Source organism: Streptomyces silvae (genome assembly GCF_016745505.1).
GTDB lineage: Bacteria > Actinomycetota > Actinomycetes > Streptomycetales > Streptomycetaceae > Streptomyces > Streptomyces silvae.
On the sequence record NZ_JAERUC010000111.1, the window covers coordinates 62019 to 84579 of the forward strand.

At 72.4% G+C, this 22561-nt stretch carries 19 protein-coding genes; 8 read left to right on the top strand and 11 right to left on the bottom strand.

From position 1 onward, the window contains the following. Window positions 1–4: 4 nt before the first annotated feature. Together JKV81_RS17335 and JKV81_RS17340 are read left to right on the top strand one after the other, a co-directional pair. Window positions 5–1216 carry a pyridoxal phosphate-dependent aminotransferase gene (locus JKV81_RS17335; protein WP_099174758.1) on the top strand — a complete coding sequence of 404 codons (1212 nt, stop codon included), beginning with the start codon at window positions 5–7 and terminating at the stop codon, window positions 1214–1216. Between the two features lie 92 nt (window positions 1217–1308). Continuing rightward, complete coding sequence (locus JKV81_RS17340) at window positions 1309–1707, top strand: SCO4983 family protein (protein ID WP_129265217.1); 399 nt, start codon at window positions 1309–1311, stop codon at window positions 1705–1707. 226 nt (window positions 1708–1933) lie between these two features. Here the strand turns inward: JKV81_RS17340 and JKV81_RS17345 are convergent, their stop codons facing one another. Then, window positions 1934–3760, bottom strand: coding sequence for a phosphoenolpyruvate carboxykinase (GTP) (locus tag JKV81_RS17345; RefSeq protein ID WP_202076678.1), 1827 nt, complete (start codon window positions 3758–3760; stop codon window positions 1934–1936). Between the two features lie 217 nt (window positions 3761–3977). On the opposite strand from JKV81_RS17345, the gene trhA reads away from it, so the two are divergent. Then, on the top strand, window positions 3978–4661 hold the full coding sequence (gene trhA, locus JKV81_RS17350) for a PAQR family membrane homeostasis protein TrhA (protein WP_129265215.1): 684 nt from the start codon (window positions 3978–3980) through the stop codon (window positions 4659–4661). 84 nt (window positions 4662–4745) lie between these two features. On the opposite strand, the gene JKV81_RS17355 is transcribed toward trhA, so the two are convergent. The 3 genes from JKV81_RS17355 to JKV81_RS17365 all read right to left on the bottom strand — a co-directional run bounded on the left by JKV81_RS17355 (window position 4746) and on the right by JKV81_RS17365 (window position 10087). Continuing rightward, window positions 4746–6764: a thioredoxin domain-containing protein gene (locus JKV81_RS17355; protein ID WP_202076681.1), complete on the bottom strand. Its 2019-nt coding sequence runs from the start codon at window positions 6762–6764 to the stop codon at window positions 4746–4748. A 237-nt stretch (window positions 6765–7001) separates the two neighbouring features. Then, a complete protein-coding gene (locus tag JKV81_RS17360) occupies window positions 7002–8333 on the bottom strand; it encodes an LAETG motif-containing sortase-dependent surface protein (protein ID WP_202076682.1) in 1332 nt (443 codons plus the stop codon). 101 nt (window positions 8334–8434) lie between these two features. Next, window positions 8435–10087: a sigma-70 family RNA polymerase sigma factor gene (locus JKV81_RS17365; RefSeq protein ID WP_202076683.1), complete on the bottom strand. Its 1653-nt coding sequence runs from the start codon at window positions 10085–10087 to the stop codon at window positions 8435–8437. Window positions 10088–10228: 141 nt separating this feature from the next. Between JKV81_RS17365 and JKV81_RS17370 the strand changes: the two genes are divergently transcribed. Continuing rightward, the gene (locus JKV81_RS17370) at window positions 10229–13486 is read left to right on the top strand and encodes a tetratricopeptide repeat protein (protein ID WP_202076684.1); all 3258 of its coding nucleotides are present in this window, start codon (window positions 10229–10231) and stop codon (window positions 13484–13486) included. A gap of 9 nt (window positions 13487–13495) precedes the next feature. Here JKV81_RS17370 and JKV81_RS17375 read toward each other — a convergent pair whose 3' ends face one another. Then, window positions 13496–14323, bottom strand: coding sequence for a CPBP family intramembrane glutamic endopeptidase (locus tag JKV81_RS17375; protein ID WP_129265210.1), 828 nt, complete (start codon window positions 14321–14323; stop codon window positions 13496–13498). Between the two features lie 77 nt (window positions 14324–14400). Further along, entirely contained in the window at window positions 14401–14604 is a 204-nt protein-coding gene (locus JKV81_RS17380) for a hypothetical protein (protein WP_014154384.1), read from the bottom strand. A 174-nt stretch (window positions 14605–14778) separates the two neighbouring features. Between JKV81_RS17380 and JKV81_RS17385 the strand changes: the two genes are divergently transcribed. Further along, the gene (locus JKV81_RS17385) at window positions 14779–16053 is read left to right on the top strand and encodes a sensor histidine kinase (RefSeq protein ID WP_202076686.1); all 1275 of its coding nucleotides are present in this window, start codon (window positions 14779–14781) and stop codon (window positions 16051–16053) included. Then, window positions 16041–16700: a response regulator transcription factor gene (locus JKV81_RS17390; RefSeq protein WP_129265208.1), complete on the top strand. Its 660-nt coding sequence runs from the start codon at window positions 16041–16043 to the stop codon at window positions 16698–16700. Before JKV81_RS17385 ends, JKV81_RS17390 begins: the two co-directional genes overlap by 13 nt. 55 nt (window positions 16701–16755) lie before the next feature. Here the strand turns inward: JKV81_RS17390 and JKV81_RS17395 are convergent, their stop codons facing one another. After that, on the bottom strand, window positions 16756–17043 hold the full coding sequence (locus tag JKV81_RS17395; RefSeq protein ID WP_129265207.1) for a hypothetical protein: 288 nt from the start codon (window positions 17041–17043) through the stop codon (window positions 16756–16758). Window position 17044: 1 nt separating this feature from the next. Then, window positions 17045–17926 (bottom strand): mycothiol conjugate amidase Mca, encoded by an 882-nt coding sequence (mca, locus tag JKV81_RS17400; RefSeq protein ID WP_124274401.1) that lies wholly within the window; start codon window positions 17924–17926, stop codon window positions 17045–17047. Between the two features lie 97 nt (window positions 17927–18023). Between mca and JKV81_RS17405 the strand changes: the two genes are divergently transcribed. Beyond that, window positions 18024–18428 (top strand): DUF4307 domain-containing protein, encoded by a 405-nt coding sequence (locus JKV81_RS17405; RefSeq protein WP_124274400.1) that lies wholly within the window; start codon window positions 18024–18026, stop codon window positions 18426–18428. A 214-nt stretch (window positions 18429–18642) separates the two neighbouring features. Then, the gene (gene greA, locus JKV81_RS17410) at window positions 18643–19140 is read left to right on the top strand and encodes a transcription elongation factor GreA (protein ID WP_124274399.1); all 498 of its coding nucleotides are present in this window, start codon (window positions 18643–18645) and stop codon (window positions 19138–19140) included. A gap of 64 nt (window positions 19141–19204) precedes the next feature. Here greA and JKV81_RS17415 read toward each other — a convergent pair whose 3' ends face one another. The 3 genes from JKV81_RS17415 to ilvA all read right to left on the bottom strand — a co-directional run bounded on the left by JKV81_RS17415 (window position 19205) and on the right by ilvA (window position 22488). After that, on the bottom strand, window positions 19205–20062 hold the full coding sequence (locus tag JKV81_RS17415; protein ID WP_129265206.1) for an ABC transporter permease: 858 nt from the start codon (window positions 20060–20062) through the stop codon (window positions 19205–19207). After that, the gene (locus tag JKV81_RS17420; protein ID WP_099174780.1) at window positions 20059–21063 is read right to left on the bottom strand and encodes an ATP-binding cassette domain-containing protein; all 1005 of its coding nucleotides are present in this window, start codon (window positions 21061–21063) and stop codon (window positions 20059–20061) included. The genes JKV81_RS17415 and JKV81_RS17420 overlap by 4 nt, the downstream gene beginning before the upstream one ends. A gap of 195 nt (window positions 21064–21258) precedes the next feature. After that, on the bottom strand, window positions 21259–22488 hold the full coding sequence (gene ilvA, locus JKV81_RS17425) for a threonine ammonia-lyase (RefSeq protein WP_202076688.1): 1230 nt from the start codon (window positions 22486–22488) through the stop codon (window positions 21259–21261). Between the last annotated feature and the right edge of the window lie 73 nt (window positions 22489–22561).

Genomic DNA, 22561 nt, shown 5'->3' on the forward strand with positions numbered 1-22561 from the left:
AGACATGCAGGTCATCCAGTCCACGAAGCTCGCCGGCGTCTGTTACGAAATCCGCGGCCCCGTGCTCGAGGAAGCGATGCGGCTCGAAGCCGCAGGTCATCGCATCCTCAAGCTCAACACGGGCAACCCCGCGGCGTTCGGGTTCGAATGTCCGCCGGAGATCCTCGAGGACATCCTGCGCAACCTCTCCGGGGCGCACGGCTACGGCGACGCCAAGGGCCTGCTGTCCGCGCGCCGCGCGGTGATGCAGCACTACCAGACCAAGGGGATCGACCTCGACGTCGAGGACATCTACCTGGGCAACGGCGTCTCCGAGCTGATCCAGATGTCGATGCAGGCGCTGCTCGACGACGGTGACGAGGTGCTCGTCCCCGCCCCGGACTACCCGCTGTGGACGGCCTCGGTCTCGCTGGCCGGCGGTACGGCGGTGCACTACCGGTGCGACGAGCAGGCCGACTGGATGCCCGACCTCGCGGACATCGAGCGGAAGATCACGGACCGCACCAAGGCGCTCGTGATCATCAACCCGAACAACCCGACCGGCGCGGTGTACGACGACGAGATGCTGCGCGGGCTGACGGAGATCGCCCGGCGCCACAACCTGGTCGTCTGCTCCGACGAGATCTACGACCGGATCCTCTACGACGGCGCGACGCACACCCCGACCGCCGCCATCGCCCCCGATCTGATGGTGCTGACCTTCAACGGGCTCTCGAAGAACTACCGGATCGCGGGGTACCGCTCGGGCTGGATGGCGGTCTGCGGCCCGAAGGCGCACGCCTCCTCGTACATCGAGGGCCTGACGATCCTGGCGAACATGCGGCTCTGCGCCAACATGCCCGCGCAGCACGCGGTGGCGACCGCGCTCGGCGGCCGGCAGTCGATCAACGAGCTGGTGCTGCCGGGCGGGCGGATCCTGGAGCAGCGGGACGTGGCGTACGACCTGCTGACGCAGATCCCCGGGGTGACCTGTGTGAAGCCGAAGGGTGCGCTGTACCTCTTCCCGAGGCTCGACCCGAAGGTGTTCAAGATCAAGGACGACCGGCAGATGGTCCTGGACCTGCTGCGGGCCGAGAAGATCATGGTGGTGCAGGGTACGGGCTTCAACTGGCCGGATCCCGATCACTTCCGGGTGGTCACGCTGCCGCCGGCCAAGGATCTGACGGACGCGATGACGCGGATCGGCAACTTCCTGGACGGTTACAGCCAGCCCTGAGCGACGAAGAGCCACCAAGATCTTCGGATCCGACACAACTTTAGACTGAATCCAAGATAGGATGGCTCTACTGCACGATCAGGAGGCCATCCATGTACGAGCCGATCCGCACCAAGTCGGTCCACACATCGGCCGACGACGCCGATTTCCCCCACCGCAGCCGCGAGGACGAGCTGGACATCCAGCTCGCCGGGCATCTCTCGGCCCTGCTCGCCGTCACCGACGAGCTGGGGCTCGACGCCATGGGCGACCGCATCGCCGGGCAGGTCGCCCGGCTGCGCTCGGCGCCGCCCGCGCGGCACGCGGGCCGGAGCGAGGCGTCCCCGGCCGCTCTGCACCGCCGCGCCCACGCCCTCGCGGGCCGGGTCCTCGTGGTGGCCGCGTCCCGCGCGGACACCGCCGTGGCGATCCTCGCGGCCGAGGCCATGGACGCGCACGCCGCGGCCCTGTCCGTCCCCACCGCGCCGACCGTCCTGGTCGGCGCCCCCTGACGGCCCCGGTCCACGGGTCGCGAAGACGCGTGGACCGGGTGCCACACACCTGCCCGGGCGCCCCGGCACCCGGGGCGCATCCCGGTGCCCTGCACGTGAGACGCGCACCGCACGAAAGCGGCACCCGGAGCCATGAGGGGGCTCCGGGTGCCATGCCGCGGCGGGCCGTTGACCCCACAGGTCAGGGCGGATGTCGGAAGGCCCGGCCGCGGGGTTCGGGAGTGGGTCAGCCCAGGCGCCGGACCAGCGCGCGGTACTCGTCCCACAGCTCCTTCGGTGTGTGGTCGCCGAAGGTGTTGAGGTGCTCGGGGATCAGTGCGGCCTCCTCACGCCAGACCTCCTTGTCCACAGTGAGCAGGAAGTCGAGGTCGGACTCGGAGAGCTCCAGGCCCTCGGTGTCCAGCGAGCCCTTGGCCGGCAGGATGCCGATGGGGGTCTCGACGCCCTCGGCCCTGCCCTCCAGCCGCTCGACGATCCACTTGAGGACGCGGCTGTTCTCGCCGAAGCCGGGCCACACGAACTTGCCCGCGTCGTTCTTGCGGAACCAGTTGACGTAGTAGATCTTCGGGAGCTTCGACTGGTCGGCCTTGTCGGCGCCGACCTCGACCCAGTGCTTCATGTAGTCGCCCATGTTGTAGCCGCAGAACGGCAGCATGGCGAAGGGGTCGCGGCGCAGCTCGCCGACCTTGCCCTCGGCGGCGGCGGTCTTCTCGGAGGCGACGTTGGCGCCGAGGAAGACGCCGTGCTGCCAGGTGAAGGACTCCGTGACCAGCGGGACGGCGGAGGCGCGGCGGCCGCCGAAGAGGATCGCCGAGATCGGCACGCCCTTCGGGTCCTCCCACTCCGGCGCGATGATCGGGCACTGCCCGGCCGGGACGGTGAAGCGGGCGTTGGGGTGGGCGGCGGGCGTCCCGGACTCCGGGGTCCAGTCGTTGCCCTTCCAGTCCGTGAGGTGCGCCGGGGGCTCCTCGGTCATGCCCTCCCACCACACGTCGCCGTCGTCGGTGAGCGCGACGTTCGTGAAGACGGAGTTGCCCCACATGGTCTTCATGGCGTTGGCGTTGGTGTGCTCGCCGGTGCCGGGCGCGACGCCGAAGAACCCGGCCTCCGGGTTGATCGCGTACAGCTGGCCGTCCTCGCCGAACCGCATCCAGGCGATGTCGTCGCCGATGGTCTCGACGGTCCAGCCGGAGATCGTGGGCTCCAGCATGGCGAGGTTGGTCTTGCCGCAGGCGCTGGGGAAGGCGGCGGCGACGTATTTCGACTCACCGCGCGGCGGCGTCAGCTTGAGGATCAGCATGTGCTCGGCGAGCCAGCCCTCGTCACGGGCCATGACGGAGGCGATGCGCAGGGCGTAGCACTTCTTGCCGAGCAGGGCGTTGCCGCCGTAGCCGGAGCCGTAGGACCAGATCTCACGGTCCTCGGGGAAGTGCGAGATGTACTTGGTGGAGTTGCACGGCCACGGCACGTCGTCCTGGCCCTCCTCCAGCGGCGCGCCCAGCGTGTGGACGGCCTTCACGAAGAAGCCGTCGGTGCCGAGCTCGTCCAGGACCTCCTGGCCCATGCGCGTCATGGTGCGCATGGAGACGGCGACGTACGCGGAGTCGGTGATCTCGACGCCGATCGCGGAGAGCGGGGAGCCGACGGGGCCCATGCAGAACGGGACGACGTACATCGTGCGACCGCGCATGGAGCCGCGGAAGACGCCCTTCTCGCCCGTGAAGATCTCCCGCATCTCGGCGGGGGCCTTCCAGTGGTTGGTCGGGCCCGCGTCCTCCTCCTTCTCGGAGCAGATGAAGGTGCGGTCCTCGACGCGGGCGACATCGCTCGGGTCGGAGGCGGCGTAGTACGAGTTGGGGCGCTTGACCGGGTCGAGCTCGGTGAAGGTGCCCTTGGCGACGAGCTCCTCGCACAGGCGCTCGTACTCGGCCTCGGAACCGTCGCACCAGACCACACGGTCCGGCTGGGTGAGGGCGGCGATCTCGTCCACCCAGGAGACGAGCTCCTGGTGCCGAGTGGGAACAGTGAGGGGAGCCGCGATGTCTCGCGCCACGATCGCTCCTTGGAGAGAGGGTGTGTTGTCCGGCCCCGTGGGGGCTGCGACCCGGATGCTGACCCCTTCGAATTCCCCTGGCGCTCATCCGGTGCCGACCGCACTCATTTGATCATCCGACCATCCCGCCCATATGTCCAGAGGGCCGCACACGTGAGCATCGCCACTGATATGAGGCGGGCAGCCCTACCTACGGGAGCGTAGGTAGCATGCCAATATGACTTCTGCCGCCTCCGGGTCCGGACCCGTCGAGCTCACCGACCCCGTCCCGGTCAAACCACGGATGCGCGGGTGGCTGCACGCCGGGATGTTCCCCGCGGTCGTCATCGCCGGAATCACGCTGATCGCCCTGGCCGACAGCACACGCGCCCGGGTCGCCTGCGCGGTCTACGTACTCAGCGCCTGTCTGCTCTTCGGTGTGAGCGGGGTCTACCACCGGGGCACCTGGGGCCCGCGGGGCGAGGCCGTGCTGCGCAGGCTCGACCACGCCAACATCTTCCTGATCATCGCGGGCACCTATACGCCGCTGACACTCCTCCTGCTGCCGGAGTCCACCAGCCGTCCGCTCATGTGGGCGATCTGGGGCGCCGCGGCGGCCGGCATCGCGTTCCGCGTGTTCTGGGTCGGCGCCCCGCGCTGGCTCTACACCCCGTGCTACATCGCCATGGGCTGGGCCGCGGTGTTCTTCCTGCCGGACTTCATGCGGGCGGGCGGCATCGCCGTGCTGGTCCTCGTCGTCGTCGGCGGGCTGCTCTACAGCGCGGGCGGTGTCATCTACGGGATCAAGCGCCCCAACCCGTCGCCGCGCTGGTTCGGCTTCCACGAGGTGTTCCACTCGCTGACGCTGGCGGCGTTCATCGTGCACTACGTCGGCATCTCCCTGGTCGCCTACCAGCAGTGACCCGACCGCGTACGGCGAAGGGCCCGGCCACCACGGCCGGGCCCTTCGCCGTACCCGCGCGCTGCGCGTACCCGCGTGCGTCCGTCAGCCGCCGAGCTTCGCGGCCAGCTCCCCCGCGTCCGTCGTCGGCGCGTCGCAGACCAAGTGCCGGCAGACGTACGCGGTCGGCTCGCCGCCCACCAGCGGCCGGTCCACCAGCAGCGGGAACTCGGTGCCCGCGTCCGCCTCCTCGCCCGCCGCGACGACCGCGCCGGGCGCCCGCCCCAGCAGCGCCGTCCGGTGCAGCTCCCCGCCGACGGGACCGGCCACCGCGACCTCGCGCGGGCCGTCCAGCAGGGCTTCGGCGACCGCGAGGCCCCAGCCGATGAAGCGGGGCGCCTTCGGGCCGAGCGCCCCGACGATGCCGAGGGCGCGCTCGGCCGCGGTGCGGTGCGCCTCGGAACCGGTGTGCGCGGCGTACGAGAGCAGCGCACCGGCGGCGGCGGTCCAGCCGGCCGGGGTGGCGCTGTCGGTGGGGTCCTGGGGGCGGCGGATCAGCCGCTCCGCGTCATCGGCGGTGTCGAAGAGCTGTCCGTCCTCGCCGGTGAAGCGCTCCAGCACGATGTCCAACAGAAAGCCTGCGAAGTCCAGCCAGGCGCCCTCGCCGGTGACGGAGGCGAGCGTGAGGAACCCTTCGGCGACATCGCCGTGGTCCTCCAGGACCCCGGAGTTGTCCCCGGCGCGGCCGTCCCTCGACGTGCGGCACAGCCGGGCGGCCTCGCCCATGTGCACCCGTACGAGCAGGTCGGCGGCCTCGGTGGCCCGCTCGATCAGATCCGGGCGGTCGAAGTACGCCCCGGTCTCGGCCAGCGCGGCGATCGCCAGCCCGTTCCAGGCGGCGACGATCTTGTCGTCCCGCTCGGGGCGGGCCCGCAGCTCACGCGCGGCCAGCAGCCGGGCCCGTACGCCGGCGACCCGGGCCTCCTCGTCCGGCTCGGCGTCCCGCATGAGCCGCAGCACGGAGGAGCCCTCCTCGAAGGTGCCCTCCTCGGTCACCCCGAAGTACCCGGCGGCGAAGCCGGCGTCCTCCTCCCCCAGCACCTCGCGCAGCTGGGCGGGCGTCCACACGTAGAAGGCGCCCTCGACATGGCGCCCCTGCGCGTCCTCGCTGTCGGCGTCCAGCGCGGAGGCGAAGCCGCCCTCCGCGGTCCGCAGCTCGCGGACCATGAAGTCGGCCGTCTCCAGGGCCACCCGGCGCGCCAGGTCCGAGCCGGTGGCGCGCCAGAGGTGGGCGTACACGCGGCAGAGCAGCGCGTTGTCGTAGAGCATCTTCTCGAAGTGCGGGACGATCCATTCCCGGTCCACGGAGTACCGGGCGAAGCCGCCGCCGAGCTGGTCGTAGATCCCGCCGTGGGCCATGGCCGCGCAGCTGTCGGCGGCCATCTGCAGGGCGCCCTCGGCCCCCGTACGGGCGTGGTGGCGCAGCAGGAACTCGATGACCATGGACGGCGGGAACTTGGGCGCGCCCCCGAATCCGCCGTGCTTCTCGTCGTAGTCACGGGTGAGCCGCAACAGGGCCTGCGCCAGCTCCGCCTCGCCCGGCAGGCCCCCCTCGCCGGCGGCCAGGGAGCGCCCGGCGAGGTCGCGGACGATACGCCCGGCGACCTCGGCGACCTCCTCGCGCCGGTCGGACCAGGCGGCGACGACCCCTTCGAGGACCTGCCGGAAGGCGGGCATGCCGTGGCGCGGCTCGGGCGGGAAGTACGTGCCGAAGTAGAAGGGTTCGGCGTCGGCGGTCAGGAACACGGTCATCGGCCAGCCGCCCTGACCGGTCGCGGCCTGCACGGCCTCCATGTACACGGCGTCGACGTCGGGCCGCTCCTCGCGGTCGACCTTCACCGGCACGAAGTGCGCGTTGAGGTACTCGGCGACGGCCGTGTCCTCGAACGACTCGTGGGCCATCACGTGGCACCAGTGGCAGCTGGCGTACCCGACGCTGAGCAGCACCGGCACGTCCCGCCTGCGGGCCTCCTCGAAGGCTTCGGGCGACCACGGCCACCAGTCGACCGGGTTGTCAGCATGCTGAAGCAGATAAGGCGAGGTCACGCCAGCCAGCCGGTTCATGCGATCCAGCCTCTCACAATCCCCCTCCCGGCCGATGAGGCCCGCACGGGCGCTGCCCCGCCTGGCGGAACTGCGCTTCCGCCCCGTCACACGGCGGACGAACCGCTCGCCGCCGGGCACAACTCGCCGAGCAGGAGCAACCCTTGGGACGGCTCGGGGCGGGCGTCGCCCATGCCCCCGTACGTCCCGTCCGGCTGCCCCGATGCGAAGAGCCGGACAGGACGCACGGGGCGCGGGTCAGGCGCGCCTGCGGCGGCGCATCATCACCAGGGCGCCCGCGCCTGCGGCCACCAGGAGGGTGCCCGTCGCCGCCAGCGGGGCGGTGTTCGAGCCGCCGCCGGTGGCCGCGAGGTCGGTGGTGTCCTCGGCCGGGGCCGAGCCGCCGCTCCTGACCTCGGTGGCGTCCACCGCGCCGTCGCCCGCGTCGGTGTCCGAGCCGGTGTGTTCCGGGGCCGGGGCCGGGGCCGGGTTCGCGTCCGTGGTCTTCCCGGCGGAGGGCCCGGAGGTGAGCTTCTCGCCGTCGAGGGAGACCTTCACCGTGGCCTTTCCACCCCCGGAGGACACGACCGCCACGGAGACCTTGCTCGCCGTGTCGGTGACGGCGGTGATCGCGTCGGCGTCGGTCGCGGCGTCGTTGGCGAGGGTCTTGTTGGCCTCCGTCATGTCGATCAGCGAGGAGGAACCGTACGCGCCCTTGGGCACGCGGTAGGCGTGCACGCCCTCGATGGCGCCGTCCAGGGTGCCCGCGGCGTGGCGGTACTCGACGACGAGCCGGTCCTCACCCATCGGTATGTCCAGGGCGCGCGTCCCCTCGCCCGCGCCGTGCAGCGACCGCAGGGTGTACGTGCCCGACGCGTCGACCTTGACGGCCTCGCTGCCGGAGAGCCAGCCGGCCCGGATCATCTCGGGTGCGGAGAAGCCCGCGGCCGGACCGCCGCCGCCCATCAGCGACTTGGCGCTGGTGCCGTTGGAGGTGCAGTCGACCAGGTCGCCGTCGGTGCACATCGAGCGGCCCTGGTGCCCGAGGCCCAGGTTGTGCCCGAACTCGTGGCCGAGCACGCCCAGTCCGCCGGCCGTGCCGTACAGGTTGATCCAGGTGTACGGGCCGGGGACGGAGCCCAGACCGGCCCAGGCGCAGCCGGTCTTCTGCGCGGGGAAGATGACGGACAGGCTCTCGTAGTCCTCGCCCATCACCAGGCCCTGGGCGGCCAGCGCCTCCCGGGTCAGCGTGTTGATCCGGTTGTGGTCGCAGCCCGCGGCGGTCATCGGCAGGGTGACCGGGCCGACGACGCCTTCCTCGACGGCGGGGACCGTCGTGTACTGCCCGCGCGACACCTCGGTGAAGAACGAGGCCAGCGAGTCCTTCCCCGTACCGAAGTAGGTGTCGGGGGTGCCCGCCTTCACGGCGTCCGCGTCCTGGAACGACGCGTCGCTGAACTCCACCATGACGGGGAGGGTCTTCCTCTCGACCTTGCTGTCGTCCGCGTGCGCCGTGGCGGGGAGGGCGCCGGCGGTGAGTGCGGCGACGCCGGCGGCCAGGGCGATGCGGCCAAGGGCGGATGTCTTCATGGGGTCCTTTTTCCTTCGGAAACGCTTCCGCCGGAAAAGGAGGGCGGGCCCTGGAACCCGTCCCGCCGCTTTGCCCTTTCTTTACCTTGAGTGTTACGGGGCTACTGCCCGGACAGCATCGCGGGCTCGAAGCGGAACCTCATGGAGGCCGATCCGTAGTAGTACCGCGTGGTGCCGACCGACGCCCCGTGGGCCTGGTCCTTGTCCGCCCTGGCCCACTCGACGAGGCCCAGATACCGGGTGCCGTCCGCGTCCCGCAGGGCCGCCTCGCCCTTCGCGGCGTCCGCCCACAGATTCCAGAGCTGGGTCTCCCGCGCCGGGTCACAGGCCCGCTGGTCGACCGGCGCGTGGTCCTCCGTGGACCCCGAACGCGTCAGGCACAGCCCGCTCGCCTCGTTCCGCACCTGGGTCCGCGCCCGGTCTCCCTCGTACGGTTCCAGCAGCACCCACCGCTGCCCCGCACCGCCGCCGCACGCGGCCTCCACGGGCCGGGCGCCGGGCCCCGCCGCGATCTCCAGACAGCCGCCGGTGGACACGAACCGCAGGGTGCCGGGGGCGCCCAGGGCCGGCGCCCCGGGCTCCGGGGCCGCCGGGGTGCTCGCCGTGCGCGACGGGGAAGCGGAAGGTGAAGTGGAGGACGAGGCGGACGGGCTCGCGGGCGGGGACAGCTGGGCCCGGGGTGCGACGAGCGCCGCCGTGGCGCTCGCCGCGGGTGAGGGGCGCTCCTGCAGGGGCTCCTCGCCGCCCGGCCGGAGCGCCCAGCCGCCGAGCAGCACCGCCACGGCGCCCACGGCGAGCAGGCCGGCCTTCGCCCCCGCCACGCCGCCGCCGGCCGTGGCCTGCCCGGACGCCTCCGCGACCGTGGCCGCCGCGCGGGCCTCCAGGTAGGCCGGGCCGCCGAACAGCAGCACCGCCACCGGAAGCACCGTACGCAGCCGCTGGTTCAGGTCGGTCAGGTCATGGGCCGCCCGGCGGCACCGCCCGCACCGCTCCAGGTGACGGTCCAGCAGGGGGTCGCGGCGCGGACGGGTGCGCCGTACCGCCGCCGCCAGCCGGTCGCCGCACCTGCGGCACTCCTCGTCGGCCGCGCCCTGGACGGCGTGCGCCGCCAGGTACGCCTCCCGCAGCCCCTCCCGGGCGCGCGCGGTCAGCGAGGCCACCCCGCTCGGGGTGAGGCCCAGCTGGGTTCCCACCTTCGCGGCGGGCTCCTCCTCCACGACGGAGTGCCAGAGCACGGCACGCCACCGTTCGGGCAGGGCGCGGAAGGCGGCGGCGACCAGGCCGCCGTCCTCCGCGCGCAGCACGTGTTCCTCGCCGCCCGTTTCGCCGCTCACCGGCTCCCCGCCCCGGCGCCGCGCGGCGGCGGAGTCCGCCCATGTCCCGAAGCCGGGCGTGAGGTCCACCCTGCGGGCCTGGTCGGCCCAGTCGGCGGCGGTGTGGCGGACGACGGCCAGCAGGTAGGGGCGCCACGCCTCGGCGGGCCCCTTCCCGTCGCGTACGGCCCGCACCGTACGGGCGAACGCCTCCGAGGCGAGGTCCTCCGCGGTGTGCGGGTCGCGACAGCAACTCCGGGCGTACAGCAGGACGGCGGGGGCGTGGCGGCGGTAGAGCTCGGCGGTCGCCCCGGCGTCTCCGCCGTCGCGTATCTCAGCCGTCAGCAGGGCGTCGGACCGTGTGTCCACGGTGTCCTGCGCCCGGTGCCGGCCCGCGGCGGCGCCGTTCCGCGTCCGGCCGGTGGTGCCACGGTCGTCCATGTTCCTGCGCTCCGCATCCGTACGGCTGTCGGCGCGCAGTCTCGCAGACGCCCTGTCGCCGGGGCACCGGACCCTGGAGACTGGGGGGTCCACACGAACGGATCCGGTCGCGGCCGGCGACGCGCGCAACGAGGGGGACGCATGCGGGACAGCCATCGGGCGGAAGCCGAACGGCTGTTGGTACGTGCCGTGGAGGAAGAGGCACGGCGGACAGGGGGCAGGACGGACTCCGGGGCGCTGCTGGCGCGGGCGCGGGGCGCGCTCGACACCATGGCGGCGGGCGCGGCCGACGAGTACGCCGCGTACACCCGGGCGCTGGACGCGGCGGGGGCGGGCCAGCAGCCGCTGTCGGCGCGCTTCAGCCGGGCGACCCTCGGAACTCCCCTGCTGGTGACGGGTGTTGCCGCGGCGGCCGCCTTCGGCGCGGATCTGGCGCTCGGCACCGCTGCCGGGCTCGCGCTGGGCGCGGGCGCGGTCGTCGCCGCCGCCGGGACGACCGCGACGGTGGCGCGGGTGACCGCCTCGCACTGGCCCGCGGCCCATCGCAGGGCGGGCGAGCGGAACCAGCCGGGCGGACCCGAGCAGTTGCGGCTGGAGTGGCTGACGGCCCTGGAGGTACGGGGCATCCGCCCGTTCCTCGACCAGCAGCGCATGCTGACCGCCTCCACCCGTAAGCCCAAGAAGGCCGGCGCCTCGGTGGTGGCGCAGCTGCGCGGCGGTGACCGCAGCGCAGCCGCACGCACCCGCTCACTCCTCGAACAGTCCTTCGGCCATCTGCCCGCCGCCGACGGTCCGTTCGCGGGCCGCCGCACCGAACTGGCGCAGATCGCCCAGTGGGTGCACGCGGCCCGCGCGGCGACCGAGACCCGGCCGACCGTGGTCGTCCTGCACGGCACCCCGGGGTCCGGGCGCACCACACTCGCCGTACGGGCCGCGCACGCGCTGAAGGACCAGTTCCGCGGGGCGTGCGTGGTGGACCTGCGGGGCGGTGTCTCCGGCGAGACGCCGCTGCCGACCCGGGACGCCCTGCTGCACCTGCTCAACCGGCTGGGTGCGCCGCGCGAGCAGCTGCTCTTCCGGGAGAGGTCGTCCGCCGAGCAGCAGGTGCGGCGCCTGAGCGAGCTCTACCACCAGCATCTGACGGGTACGCCCGTCACGATCGTCCTGGACGACGCCACGGACGCCGCCCAGGTCCGCACGCTGGTCCCCGAGCGCTCCGACAGCCTGGTCCTGGTCACGTCCCGCGAACCGCTGGAGCTGCCCGAGGACATCCCGGCCCGGGTGTACCAGCTGCCGGTCGGCGGTCTGGACGCGGCGGGCGCCGAGGAGGTGCTGCGGGAGTCGGCCCTCGTTCCCCAAGCTCTCGACTCCGCTCGAGCAGGGGAGGCCCCTATGGAGACCGGTCCGTACGACTACCCGTCGACGGACACCGTCGTCGAGCTGTGCGGCGGGCTGCCGCTCGCGCTGCGGGTCGTGGGTTCCGCGCTCGGCGCGCGCTCTCGTGCCGAACTCGCCGCCGCCCTCGGGGCGTACGGCCCGGTCGCGCCCGTCGAGCGGGCCCTCTGGCTGCGCTACACCGACCAGTCCGAGGCGGCCCGCCGGCTGCTGCGCCGGCTCGCCCTGGCCGGCCGGGCGAGTCTCGGGGCCGCGGCGGCGGCGTCGCTGCTCTCCTCGGACGAGCAGGAGGCCGGCCGGCTGCTGGAGCTGCTGGCCCGGGCCGGGCTCCTGGTGCATGTGCGGGGCACCCGCTACCGGCTGCACGACCTCGTACGGGACTTCGCGCTGGCCCGGCTGCTCGACGAGGAGCCCGCGGCCGACCGTACGGCCGCGCAGGAACGCCTCATCCAGAACTACGCGGAGCTCGCCGACGCCGTGATCCGCATGGTCGACGGCAAGATGTCCACCCGCGCGGGGCAGTTCGGCTCGCACGGCTTCAGCTCGCTGGACGCCGCCCTGCGCTGGCTGGACGACGAGTCCAGCTTCATCACCTCCGCGCTGCGGCACGCCGAGGGCGTCGACCAGGCGGCGGTGCTCCATCTGCTGGGCGCGCTCTGCGACTACTGCCTGCTGCGCGGCGACCTCTACCGGCTCGGTGAGATCAGCGAGCTGACGCAGGCCGTCGACCAGGGGCTGCTGGAGCGCTCGGTGCAGTGGCGTACGGGGATCGCGGCCCGGCAGCTCGGCGAGCTCGACAAGGCCCGCACCACGCTGTCCTCGGTCGTCGGCCTCTACCGCGAGGCACAGAACGACGCGGGCGCCGCGCTGGCGCTCTGCTCGCTGGGCATCACCCTGCACCACCAGGGCAATCTCACCGAGGCGTCGGCCCGGCTGCGGGAGGCGCTGGCGCTTCAGGCATCCCCGGAGCAGGCCGAGGACCGGGCCTGGTCGCTGCACGCCCTGGCGGCCGTGGAGCGCGACCGGGCCAATCTGCCCGAGGCCCTCACCCTGCTGGACACGGCGCTGGCCCTGCACCGCGAGGGCGAGTCGCTGCACGGCGAGGCCTGGTCGCACTTCCAGCTCGGCCAGGTCTGTCTGCGCCTCGGCGAGGTCGCCAGGGCCCAGGAGGAGCTGTCCGCCGCGCTGGACCTGTACGGGCGCACCCGGGACGAGCGCGGGGAGGCCTGGGCCCTGACCCAGCTGGCCCGCGCCCGGCTGCTCGACGGCGAGACGGCTCCGGCCGTGGAGCAGCTGCGCGGCGCCCTCGCCCGGCACCGGGGCAACGAGGACGCGCGGGGCGAGGCGTGGACGCGGTACTACCTCGGGCAGGCGCTGGAGGAGGACGGCGACACGGATCAGGCGGTACGGGAGCTGGAGCGGGCCCGCACGATGTTCTCCCGGATGCGGGACGTGTACGGACTGGCCTGCGCCCGCCACCACTCGGGGCGCGTCACCCGTGACCAGCGGGCCGCGCAGACCGGCAACCTGCGCAACTCCGGCTTCGCCCGGCAGCTCCTGGTGGACGCCCGGGCCGACTTCCGGCGGATCGGGGTGCCGCACGGCGAGGCCTGGACCTGCCTGGAACTGGCCCTGGTCGACGGCGGGAACAACCGCGCCGCCCAGGCGCTGGAGCTCTGCGGCGAGGCGATCACCCTGTTCGCCTCGTACGGCGATGCCCGGGGCGGCGACTGGGCGGCGTTCCTGCGGTGCACCCTGCTGCCGTACGCCTCACCGGGCGGCAGCGAGGTGGGCACGGCGGTGGCGCAGCAGGAGCTGGCCGATCTGGTGGAGGCCGCCCACCCGCTGCGCGACGCCCAGCTGGAGGACTGCGCCGAGGCCTTCCGGGTGGTCCTGAACCGCGGGGTGGACCTGGACGACGGCTGGCAGGCCTGGCGTCTCGGCCTGACGCCGTCCCGGCACGCCCGCGAGGTGATGGGCGTCGCCGTGGGCGTACGTCCGTAGGCATCGGTCCTACGCGCGGGGCAGGCCGAGCCGGCCGCGGGTGGCGAGGAGCAGCACGGCGGCCGCGGCCGTGGAGCTCACGAGGAAGGCGTGCCCCGCGTACGCCGGGTCCAGCGAGGGGAACATGTCCGTGAAGGCGACCGAAAAGTAGTTGTTGACGCTGGTGTGCAGCAGCATGGCCAGCAGCAGGGCCTGCCGGGTGTGGTTGAAGACCCAGGTCATCACGAAGCTGAAGGCGATCGTGGTGGCGATGAATTCCACGGGCGTCCACCAGAGGACGTGCGGGCCGCCCCAGTCGCTGAGGTACAGCGGCAGGTGCCAGGCGCCCCACAGCGGGCCGAGGACCAGCGTGCCGCGGACGGGGCCGAACCTGTCCTGCAGCCGGGGCATCGCGAAGTCGCGCCAGCCCGGCTCCTCGGCGACACCGGTGGTGACCATCTGGAGGGCCAGGCCGGGCAGGAAGGCGACCAGCACGACGGCGCTCGGCATGACCGGGCTCTCGCCGCCCAGGGCGTACAGCGTGAGGACGAGGACGAGCGGCACGGTGACGATGATCGCGGCCCACCAGCGCCAGCCGACCCGCCACTTGGTCATCCGGCCTGCCCAGGCCCGGAGGCCGGGGCGTCCGTCGGCGACGGCGGTGACGACGAGCGCGGAGAGGATCGGGCCCAGGTAGGCGCCCGGGAGGACCCCCAGCAGCTGGCCGGTGACCTCGCCCCCGGGGAAGGTGAAGTCCAGGACGCCCTGGCCGTTCCCGGACAGGATGTACGGCACCCAGGCCACCCAGCTCAGCGCGAACGCCAGCGAGAAGAACCAGGTGAGGGGGCGGCGGCTCATGCCGGCCCGCCATCCTCCGCGCGGCTCGGGCGTGCTGGGCGCCGGAGGGGAGCCGGGGATGAGCTGTGTCCCGGCGCTCATCGGGCGGTCCTCTCCGGGGAGCGGGCGCGGCGGTGGTCCGCGACGAGGGCGATCCCGCAGGCCAGGGCGGCCAGCCCCGCGGCGACGGAGACGGCCGTGGCGATCCCGCCCATCATCGAGGTGACCGCGTTGCAGACAGCGCAGAGCAGGAGCAGCAGCCAGAGCACGGGACGTGCGGGCCGCCGGGAGGAATCAGCCATCGTCTTCTCCTTGTCCGAGGGGGAGTTGGGCACGGAAAGGACGCTACGGAGGCGGCGCGGTGGCGACGATCCCGCCAGGTGGAGGACCGGGGTACAGCAGGCTGTACCTGCCGTCCCCCGCCCGTCGCGCACCCGCCGGGAGATGCCATAGTGGCGCGGCACCAGGAGGTGGAGATGCCCGCGCACGACGCCCCGCCGGCGACCGCACAGGAACCAGCCCGCCCCTGGGACGTGTTCGCCCGCGCCCGGACCGCTCTCGACGCCTTCGAGCATCTCGTCGGCGGCATCGGTACGGCGATCCTCGCCCTGATCACGCTGCTGTGGCTGGTGTTCACCGCCGCCGCGTGCCTCTTCGGGGTCGGCCTGTTCCTGGTGCCGGGCACCCTGAGGGCGCTGCGCGCCGTCGCCGGACGCGAACGCGTGCGGCTGTCCCGGTGGGGGCCGGAGGTCATCGGGCCGGGGCCCTCACCGACCGGGCTGCGGCAGGCCGTCGCCGACCCGGCCACCCGGCGCGAGGTGGGCTGGGTGGCCTCGCACGCCCTCCTCGGAACGGTGCTGGGCCTGGTCGGGCTGACGCTGCCCCTCACCTCGGCGACGGATGCCGCGTTCCCGCTGTGGTGGTCGTTCGTACCGCCCTCGGAGGCCACCCCGTCCCTGGGCCTGTGGACCGTGACGGACTGGCCGGGGGCCTTCGCGGTCAGTCTGCTGGGAATCGGATGGTTCGCCGTCACCCTGGCCGTCGCGCCCGGCATGGCGCGGCTCCAGGCGTGGCCGGGGCGGCGGCTGCTCACCCCTCCGCCCGGCACCGACCTCGTGACGCGCGTCGCCGAGCTCACCGCGACCCGCGCCGCCGCACTGGACGCGCACGCCACCGAGCTGCGGCGCATCGAACGGGCCCTGCACGACGGCACCCAGAACCGGCTGGTCGCGGTGACGGTGCTGCTGGGGGCGTCCCGCCGGGCGGTGTCCCGGGGCTCCGCCGACGCCGACGCCCTGCTGGAACGGGCCCAGGACGCCGCCGAGCAGGCACTCGCGGAACTGCGCGCGGTCGTACGGGGCATCCTGCCGCCGGTGCTGGCCGACCGGAGCCTGACGGACGCGCTCTCGGGGCTGGCCGGCAGCTGCCCGGTGCCCTGCCGGGTCGACGCGGACGTGGAGGGGCGGTTCGCCGCGTCGGTCGAGGCGACCGCCTACTTCGTGGTGGCGGAGGCGCTCACCAACGTCGCCCGGCACAGCGGGGCACGGGCCGCGTCGGTCACGGTCCGCCACCGCGACGGACGGCTGTGGCTCAAGGTCACCGACGACGGCCGCGGCGGAGCGGACGAGCACGGCGGGTCCGGCCTGGCCGGCATCCGTAAGCGCGTCGAGGCGCTGGACGGCGTACTCACCCTGGCCAGCCCACCCGGCGGGCCCACGACACTGGAGGCCGGACTGCCATGCGGATCGTGATCGCGGAGGACGACCCGCTGCTGAGGGAGGGGCTCGCGCTGCTGCTGCGCGCGGAGGGCCTCGACGTCGTGGCGACCGCGGGTACCCCGGACGTCTTCCTGGCGGCGGTGGACGAGCACCGGCCGGACCTCGCGATCGTCGACGTACGGATGCCTCCGACGCACACCGACGAGGGAATCAGGGCGGCCGTGGAGGCGCGGCGCCGTCAGCCGGGGCTCGCGGTCCTCGTGCTGTCCGCCTACGTCGAGCAGGCCTTCGCCACCGACCTCCTCGCCGACGGCAGCGCCCGGCTCGGGTATCTGCTCAAGGAGCGGGTCGGCCGGGTCGAGGAGTTCCTCACGGCTCTGGAGCGGGTCGCGGACGGCGGCACGGCCATCGACCCCGAGGTGGTCGCGCAGCTCTTCGCGCGGACCCGCCCCGACACCCGTCTGGACCGGCTCAGCCCGCGCGAACGGGAGGTCCTGGCGCTGATGGCGGAGGGCCTGGGCAACGCGGCGATCGCCGAGCGGCTCGTGGTGACGGACGGCGCCGTCCACAAGCACATCCGGAGCATCTTCGCCAAGCTCGGCCTGGCGCCCGCCGACGGCACGGACCGCCGGGTCGCGGCCGTGCTGCGCCATCTGAACGACGCGCACCGGCGGGCCTGAGGGACGGCGCGGGCCACCTCCGCCCCGTACGGGGAAGGGGGGTGGCCCCGCCGTGTCAGCCCTTGCCCGAGGCGGTCGCCTTCGTGCCGGCCGCCTTCGTCCCGGCGCCGGAGGACGCCTCCGCCGGCTCTCCGTCGGTGTCACCCGGCCGGGCCGCCGGGTCGGGGGTCTCCTCGAAGTCGACCTTGCCCATGTGGCGGTTCATCGACTTCATCAGGAGCCATGTCCCGACGGCGAGTGCCGCGAAGACGAGGAAGCCGAGGACGCCGGGGGTCACCTTGTTCTTGTCGAGCTCATCGGCGGCGAGCGGAACGAGCTGCGTCAGTGCCTGGGTCGCGTACATATCAGGCATTGTCGCGGATGCCCGCGAAGAGGTCGCTCTCGGGGAGGGAGGTATCGACCAGAGACTTGGCGAGCTCGTACTCCTCGGTCGGCCAGACCTCCCGCTGGACGTCCATCGGCACCCGGAACCAGCCGCCGTCCGGATCGATCTGCGTGGCGTGCGCGATCAGCGCCTTGTCACGGATCTCGAAGAAGTCGTCGCACGGGATGTGCGTGGTCAGCGTGCGCTCGGCGCGCTCGAACTGCTTCCAGCGCTCCAGCCAGTCGCCGTACGGGGACTCCAGTCCACGGGCGAGCAGCGCCTCGTGCAGGGCGACCGTGCGCGGCTTGTTGAAGCCCTGGTTGTAGTAGAGCTTCTGCGGCTGCCAGGCCGGGCCGAACTCCGCCTCGGGGAACCTCTCGGTGTCCCCGGCCCCCTCGAACGCGATCATCGAGATCGTGTGGGTCTTGATGTGGTCGGGGTGCGGGTATCCGCCGTTCTCGTCGTAGGTGGTGATCACCTGCGGCCGGAACGCGCGGATCTTCGCGACGAGGCGCCCCGCCGCCGTCTCGTCGTCCTCCAGGGCGAAGCAGCCCTCGGGCAGCGGGGGCAGCGGATCGCCCTCGGGCAGACCCGAGTCGACGAAGCCGAGCCACTCCTGCTTGACGCCCAGGATCTCCCGGGCCTCGTCCATCTCCTTCTTGCGCACCTCGTGGATGTTCGCCTCGATGTACGCGTCCCCCTGGAGCTTCGGGTTGAGGATGGATCCCCGTTCGCCCCCTGTGCAGGTGACGACCAGGACGTCCACCCCCTCGGACACGTACTTGGCCATGGTGGCCGCGCCCTTGCTCGACTCGTCGTCGGGGTGGGCGTGGACGGCCATCAGTCTCAGCTGCTCGGTCAAGACTCGGTCCTCAGTGATTGGTCGCAGTGGTCGGCTTCTATAGTGACTGAACCGGGGGGTGGAAAATTCCTCGATCCCCGGTACGGGAGGAACGATCATGGCAGCGGTGCGCGAGGCCTTGCCCGAGGGGCGCTACGGCCGGTCGCAGGACGAACGCGCGGACCGCAAGCTGAAGATCATCGGCTCGGTTCTGGGTGTCGCCTTCCTCGCTGTGATCGGCTGGTTCGGATACGCGTACGTCGCCGGTACGGACGTCAGCGCCGAGCTCATCAAGTCGAGGATCGTCTCCGACAGCCGCGCCGAGGCCCACCTGGAGGTCCGCAAGGACCGGGACGCCGACGGGCACTGCACGCTCCGCGCCCTGAGCGAGGACGGCGGGGAGGTCGGCCGGGCCGACTTCCGGTTCGACGAGCGGTCCGAGCGGATCGACGAGGTCGTCACCCTGCGCACCACCTCCAGGGCCACGGCGGTGGAACTCAAGGGCTGCGCCTCGGGCGGCTGAGCGCACCGCGACGCCCACGGCCGGCCGCGCGCCGGGGCGCGCGCCGTCCTCACCCCCACGATTCGGGGCTGACCTGCGCCGATGTGCGTGTGACGTTTTACCTTCTCCCCCTTTTCGCGCGGAATTGTTAGGCTCGTTGTTTCGCCCACCCGTGGCAGCGCATGCTTGGGGTAGGGCGTTGCTTTGTATTCCCAGCACCGACGAGGAGCACCCTGTGACCCAGACCAGCGATAACGTCACCTGGCTCACGCCGGAGGCGTACAACCAGCTGAAGGCCGAGCTGGAGTACCTGTCTGGTCCCGCGCGCACGGAGATCTCCGTCAAGATCGCGGCGGCCCGGGAGGAGGGTGACCTCCGTGAGAACGGCGGGTACCACGCGGCCAAGGAGGAGCAGGGCAAGATGGAGCTCCGGGTCCGTCAGCTGACCCAGCTCCTGGAGCACGCGAAGGTCGGCGAGGCACCTGCCGACGACGGCGTGGTCGAGCCCGGCATGGTCGTGACCATCGCCTTCGACGGCGACCCCGACGACACGGTCACCTTCCTGCTCGCCTCCCGTGAGTACGCGAGCGCCGACATCGAGACCTACTCCCCCCAGTCCCCGCTCGGCACCGGCGTGAATGGCAAGCGGATGGGCGAGACCGCGGAGTACGAGCTGCCGAACGGCAAGAAGGCCACGGTGAAGATCGTCTCGGCGAAGCCCTACACGGGCTGACCCGAACCCCTTGCGCAGAGGAGCCCCGGCCGCGGACGCGGCCGGGGCTCCCTCGTGTGCGGGGTCAGGCCGTGGCCGAGCGGTACCTGCGGACCGCCAGGGTCCGGAAGACCGCGACGATCACGACCGACCAGATCACCGAGGCGAGGATCGGGTGCTGCATCGGCCAGGCGTCCGGGGTGACGAAGCCGGGCGGCAGGTTGCCGAACAGCTCGCGGCAGGCCTGCACGGTGGCGCTGAAGGGGTTCCACTCGGCGATGTGGCGCAGGACCGTCGGCATCTGGTTGGCGTCCACGAAGGCGTTCGAGATGAACGTCAGCGGGAAGAGCCAGATCAGTCCGCCGGACGTGGCCGCCTCCGGGGTGCGCACGATCAGGCCGATCATCGCGCCGATCCAGGAGAAGGCGTAGCCGAGGAGGAGCAGCAGCAGGAAGCCGAGCAGCACCCTGCCGATGTTCTCGTGGGTCCGCCAGCCGATGATCAGCGCGACACCGGCGAGGACGACGAGGGTGAGCGCGGTCTGGACGAGGTCGGCGAGCGTACGTCCGGTGAGCACGGCGCCCCGGGCCATCGGCAGTGACCTGAAGCGGTCGATCAGCCCCTTGTGCATGTCGTCCGCGATGCCCGCTCCCGCGCCGGCGGTGGCGAAGGTGACGGTCTGGGCGAAGATCCCGGCCATCAGGAACTCCTTGTAGGCCGTCGACGAGAGCGAACCGCCGACCTTGATCGATCCGCCGAACACATAGGTGAACAGCACCACGAACATGATGGGCTGCACCAGGCCGAAGATCACCATCTCGGGGATCCTGACCATCCTGATCAAGTTACGCCGCGCGACGACCAGCGAGTCGGCCACCGAGCGGCCGAGCGCCCCGCGGGTCTTGAGCTGCGGCACGTTCGGTGTGTCCGTGACGGCGCTCACTGCCCGTCCTCCTTCCGGCCCTCTGCGGCCTCGGTCGATGCGTTCTCGCCGTTCTTCCCCAGCTCGGCGGCGTGGCCGGTGAGCGAGATGAAGACGTCGTCGAGGGTGGGGCGGCGCAGGCCGATGTCGTCGATCTCCACGCCGTGGGCGTCGAGGTCGCGGATGACCTCGGCGAGCAGCTTGGCCCCGCCGGTGACCGGGACCGTCAGCTTGCGGGTGTGCTCGGCGACGGCGATCTCCCCCTTGCCGTACGTGGCGAGCACCGAGCGGGCCGGTCCGATCTCGTCCGGCCGGTGCACGACGACCTCGACGCGCTCGCCGCCCGTACGGGCCTTGAGCTGGTCGGAGGTGCCGCGGGCGATGACCTTGCCGTGGTCGATGACGCAGATGTCGTGGGCCAGGTGGTCGGCCTCCTCCAGGTACTGCGTGGTCAGCAGCAGCGTCGTACCGCCCGCGACGAGCTCCTCGATGACCTCCCAGAGCTGCTGCCGGTTGCGCGGGTCGAGCCCGGTGGTGGGCTCGTCCATGAACATCACCGGCGGGGAGACGACGAGCGCCGCCGCCAGGTCGAGGCGGCGGCGCATGCCTCCGGAGTACGTCTTCGCGGTGCGGTCGGCGGCGTCGGCGAGGTTGAACTTCTCCAGGAGCTCCCCCGCCCGCTTCTTCGCGTCGCGTGCGCCCATCTGGTAGAGCTGCCCGACCATCTGGAGGTTCTCGCGGCCGGTGAGGTATTCGTCGACGGCCGCGAACTGGCCGGAGAGGCCGATCGAGCGGCGTACCTCGTCGGGGTTCTTCAGGACGTCGATGCCCGCCACGACAGCCTGCCCGCTGTCCGGCTGGATCAGGGTGGTCAGGACGCGGACCGCGGTCGTCTTGCCGGCGCCGTTGGGCCCCAGCAGGCCGAGGACGGTGCCTTCGGGTACGTCGAGGTCGACGCCGTCCAGTGCTCGTACATCGCCGAAGGTCTTCACCAGGCCTTCGGCGTAAATGGCGCCTGGCATACGGGATTCCCCCAGTTGCTTTCGCGTGAATTCCTGAGCGGATCGTAGGGTTCCCGACCCCTCGGGGCCGGGAACACCGGAGTGTTCGGCGATGCACGGTAACGCGATACATCGCGACTCACAACAGGTTTTCGGAAAGGGACCCGCCCGCCCGGGAAGACCTGGGGAAGACCTGGGGAACCCCTGGGGCACGCCTCAGCAGCGCACCAGGTAGCCCGCGGTCCGCAGCGCGGCGGCGACCTCCTCGCAGTGCTCGGGGCCCTTGGTCTCCAGGTGGAGTTCCACCTCGGCCTCGGTGAGCCCGAGCCGTGGGTCGGTCCGCACGTGCTGGATGTCGAGCACGTTGGCGTCGGCGACGGACAGGGTGGCGAGCATCGCGGCCAGCGCCCCCGGCCGGTCCGTGAGCCGCAGCCGCAGGCTCAGGTAGCGGCCCGCGGCGACCATGCCGTGGGTCAGGATGCGCTGCATCAGCAGGGGGTCCACGTTGCCGCCCGACAGCACGGCGACGACGGGCCCGCGGAACGCCTTCGGGTCGCTCAGCAGCGCGGCGACGGGGCTCGCCCCTGCCGGTTCGACGACCATCTTGGCGCGTTCCAGGCAGAGCAGCAGCGCGCTGGAGAGCTCGTCCTCGGAGACCGTACGGACCTCGTCGACCAGCTCCTGGACCAGCGGGAACGTGAGGTCGCCGGGGCGGCCCACCTTGATCCCGTCGGCCATGGTCTGCACCGAGTCCAGCGCCACCGGGTGGCCGGCGGACAGCGAGGGCGGGAAGGCGGCCGCTCCCGCCGCCTGGACGCCGACGACCTTGACGTCGGGGCGCAGCGCCTTCACCGCGACCGCGATGCCGGCGGCCAGGCCGCCCCCGCCGATGCCGACGACGACCGTGCGGACCTCCGGGCACTGTTCGAGGATCTCCAGGCCGACGGTGCCCTGGCCCGCGATGATGTCCGGGTGGTCGAAGGGGTGGATGAAGACGGCGCCGGTCTGCTCGGCGTACTCCTGGGCGGCGGCGAGCGTCTCGTCGACGACATGGCCCTGGAGCCGGACCTCCGCGCCGTACTCCCGGGTCGCCGCGACCTTCGGCAGAGGGGCGCCGACGGGCATGAAGACCGTGGAGCGTACGCCGAGCAGCGAAGAGGCGAGTGCGACACCCTGCGCATGGTTTCCGGCACTCGCGGCCACCACGCCTGCCGCCCTCTCGACGGGGCTGAGCCCGGCGATCCGCACGTACGCGCCGCGCAGTTTGAACGACCCGGTGCGCTGGAGGTTCTCGCACTTGAGGTGGACCGGTGCGCCGACGAGTGAGCTGAGGTGGCGACTGCCTTCCATCCCGGTCGTTCTGGCCACCCCGGACAGCATCTTCTGCGCCCCTCGGATGTCGTCGAGGATCAGCGGAGGGAAGGGGCCTGACGTACGGAAGCTCATGGCAGCAAGTCTTGCAGCTCGGAGCGGTCGGGGCCGTCGCATCTCATGGCGGCCTGCGGTGGTGTCCACAGGT

What these genes read in the sequence shown, in the direction of transcription:
- JKV81_RS17335 (WP_099174758.1), top strand. Translation starts at nt 5, where the DNA reads ATGCAGGTCATCCAGTCCACGAAGCTCGCCGGCGTCTGTTACGAAATC.
- JKV81_RS17340 (WP_129265217.1), top strand. Translation starts at nt 1,309, where the DNA reads ATGTACGAGCCGATCCGCACCAAGTCGGTCCACACATCGGCCGACGAC.
- trhA (WP_129265215.1), top strand. Translation starts at nt 3,978, where the DNA reads ATGACTTCTGCCGCCTCCGGGTCCGGACCCGTCGAGCTCACCGACCCC.
- JKV81_RS17355 (WP_202076681.1), bottom strand. Translation starts at nt 6,764, where the DNA reads ATGAACCGGCTGGCTGGCGTGACCTCGCCTTATCTGCTTCAGCATGCT.
- JKV81_RS17360 (WP_202076682.1), bottom strand. Translation starts at nt 8,333, where the DNA reads ATGAAGACATCCGCCCTTGGCCGCATCGCCCTGGCCGCCGGCGTCGCC.
- JKV81_RS17365 (WP_202076683.1), bottom strand. Translation starts at nt 10,087, where the DNA reads ATGGACGACCGTGGCACCACCGGCCGGACGCGGAACGGCGCCGCCGCG.
- JKV81_RS17370 (WP_202076684.1), top strand. Translation starts at nt 10,229, where the DNA reads ATGCGGGACAGCCATCGGGCGGAAGCCGAACGGCTGTTGGTACGTGCC.
- JKV81_RS17375 (WP_129265210.1), bottom strand. Translation starts at nt 14,323, where the DNA reads ATGAGCCGCCGCCCCCTCACCTGGTTCTTCTCGCTGGCGTTCGCGCTG.
- JKV81_RS17380 (WP_014154384.1), bottom strand. Translation starts at nt 14,604, where the DNA reads ATGGCTGATTCCTCCCGGCGGCCCGCACGTCCCGTGCTCTGGCTGCTG.
- JKV81_RS17385 (WP_202076686.1), top strand. Translation starts at nt 14,779, where the DNA reads ATGCCCGCGCACGACGCCCCGCCGGCGACCGCACAGGAACCAGCCCGC.
- JKV81_RS17390 (WP_129265208.1), top strand. Translation starts at nt 16,041, where the DNA reads ATGCGGATCGTGATCGCGGAGGACGACCCGCTGCTGAGGGAGGGGCTC.
- JKV81_RS17395 (WP_129265207.1), bottom strand. Translation starts at nt 17,043, where the DNA reads ATGTACGCGACCCAGGCACTGACGCAGCTCGTTCCGCTCGCCGCCGAT.
- JKV81_RS17405 (WP_124274400.1), top strand. Translation starts at nt 18,024, where the DNA reads ATGGCAGCGGTGCGCGAGGCCTTGCCCGAGGGGCGCTACGGCCGGTCG.
- JKV81_RS17420 (WP_099174780.1), bottom strand. Translation starts at nt 21,063, where the DNA reads ATGCCAGGCGCCATTTACGCCGAAGGCCTGGTGAAGACCTTCGGCGAT.
- ilvA (WP_202076688.1), bottom strand. Translation starts at nt 22,488, where the DNA reads ATGAGCTTCCGTACGTCAGGCCCCTTCCCTCCGCTGATCCTCGACGAC.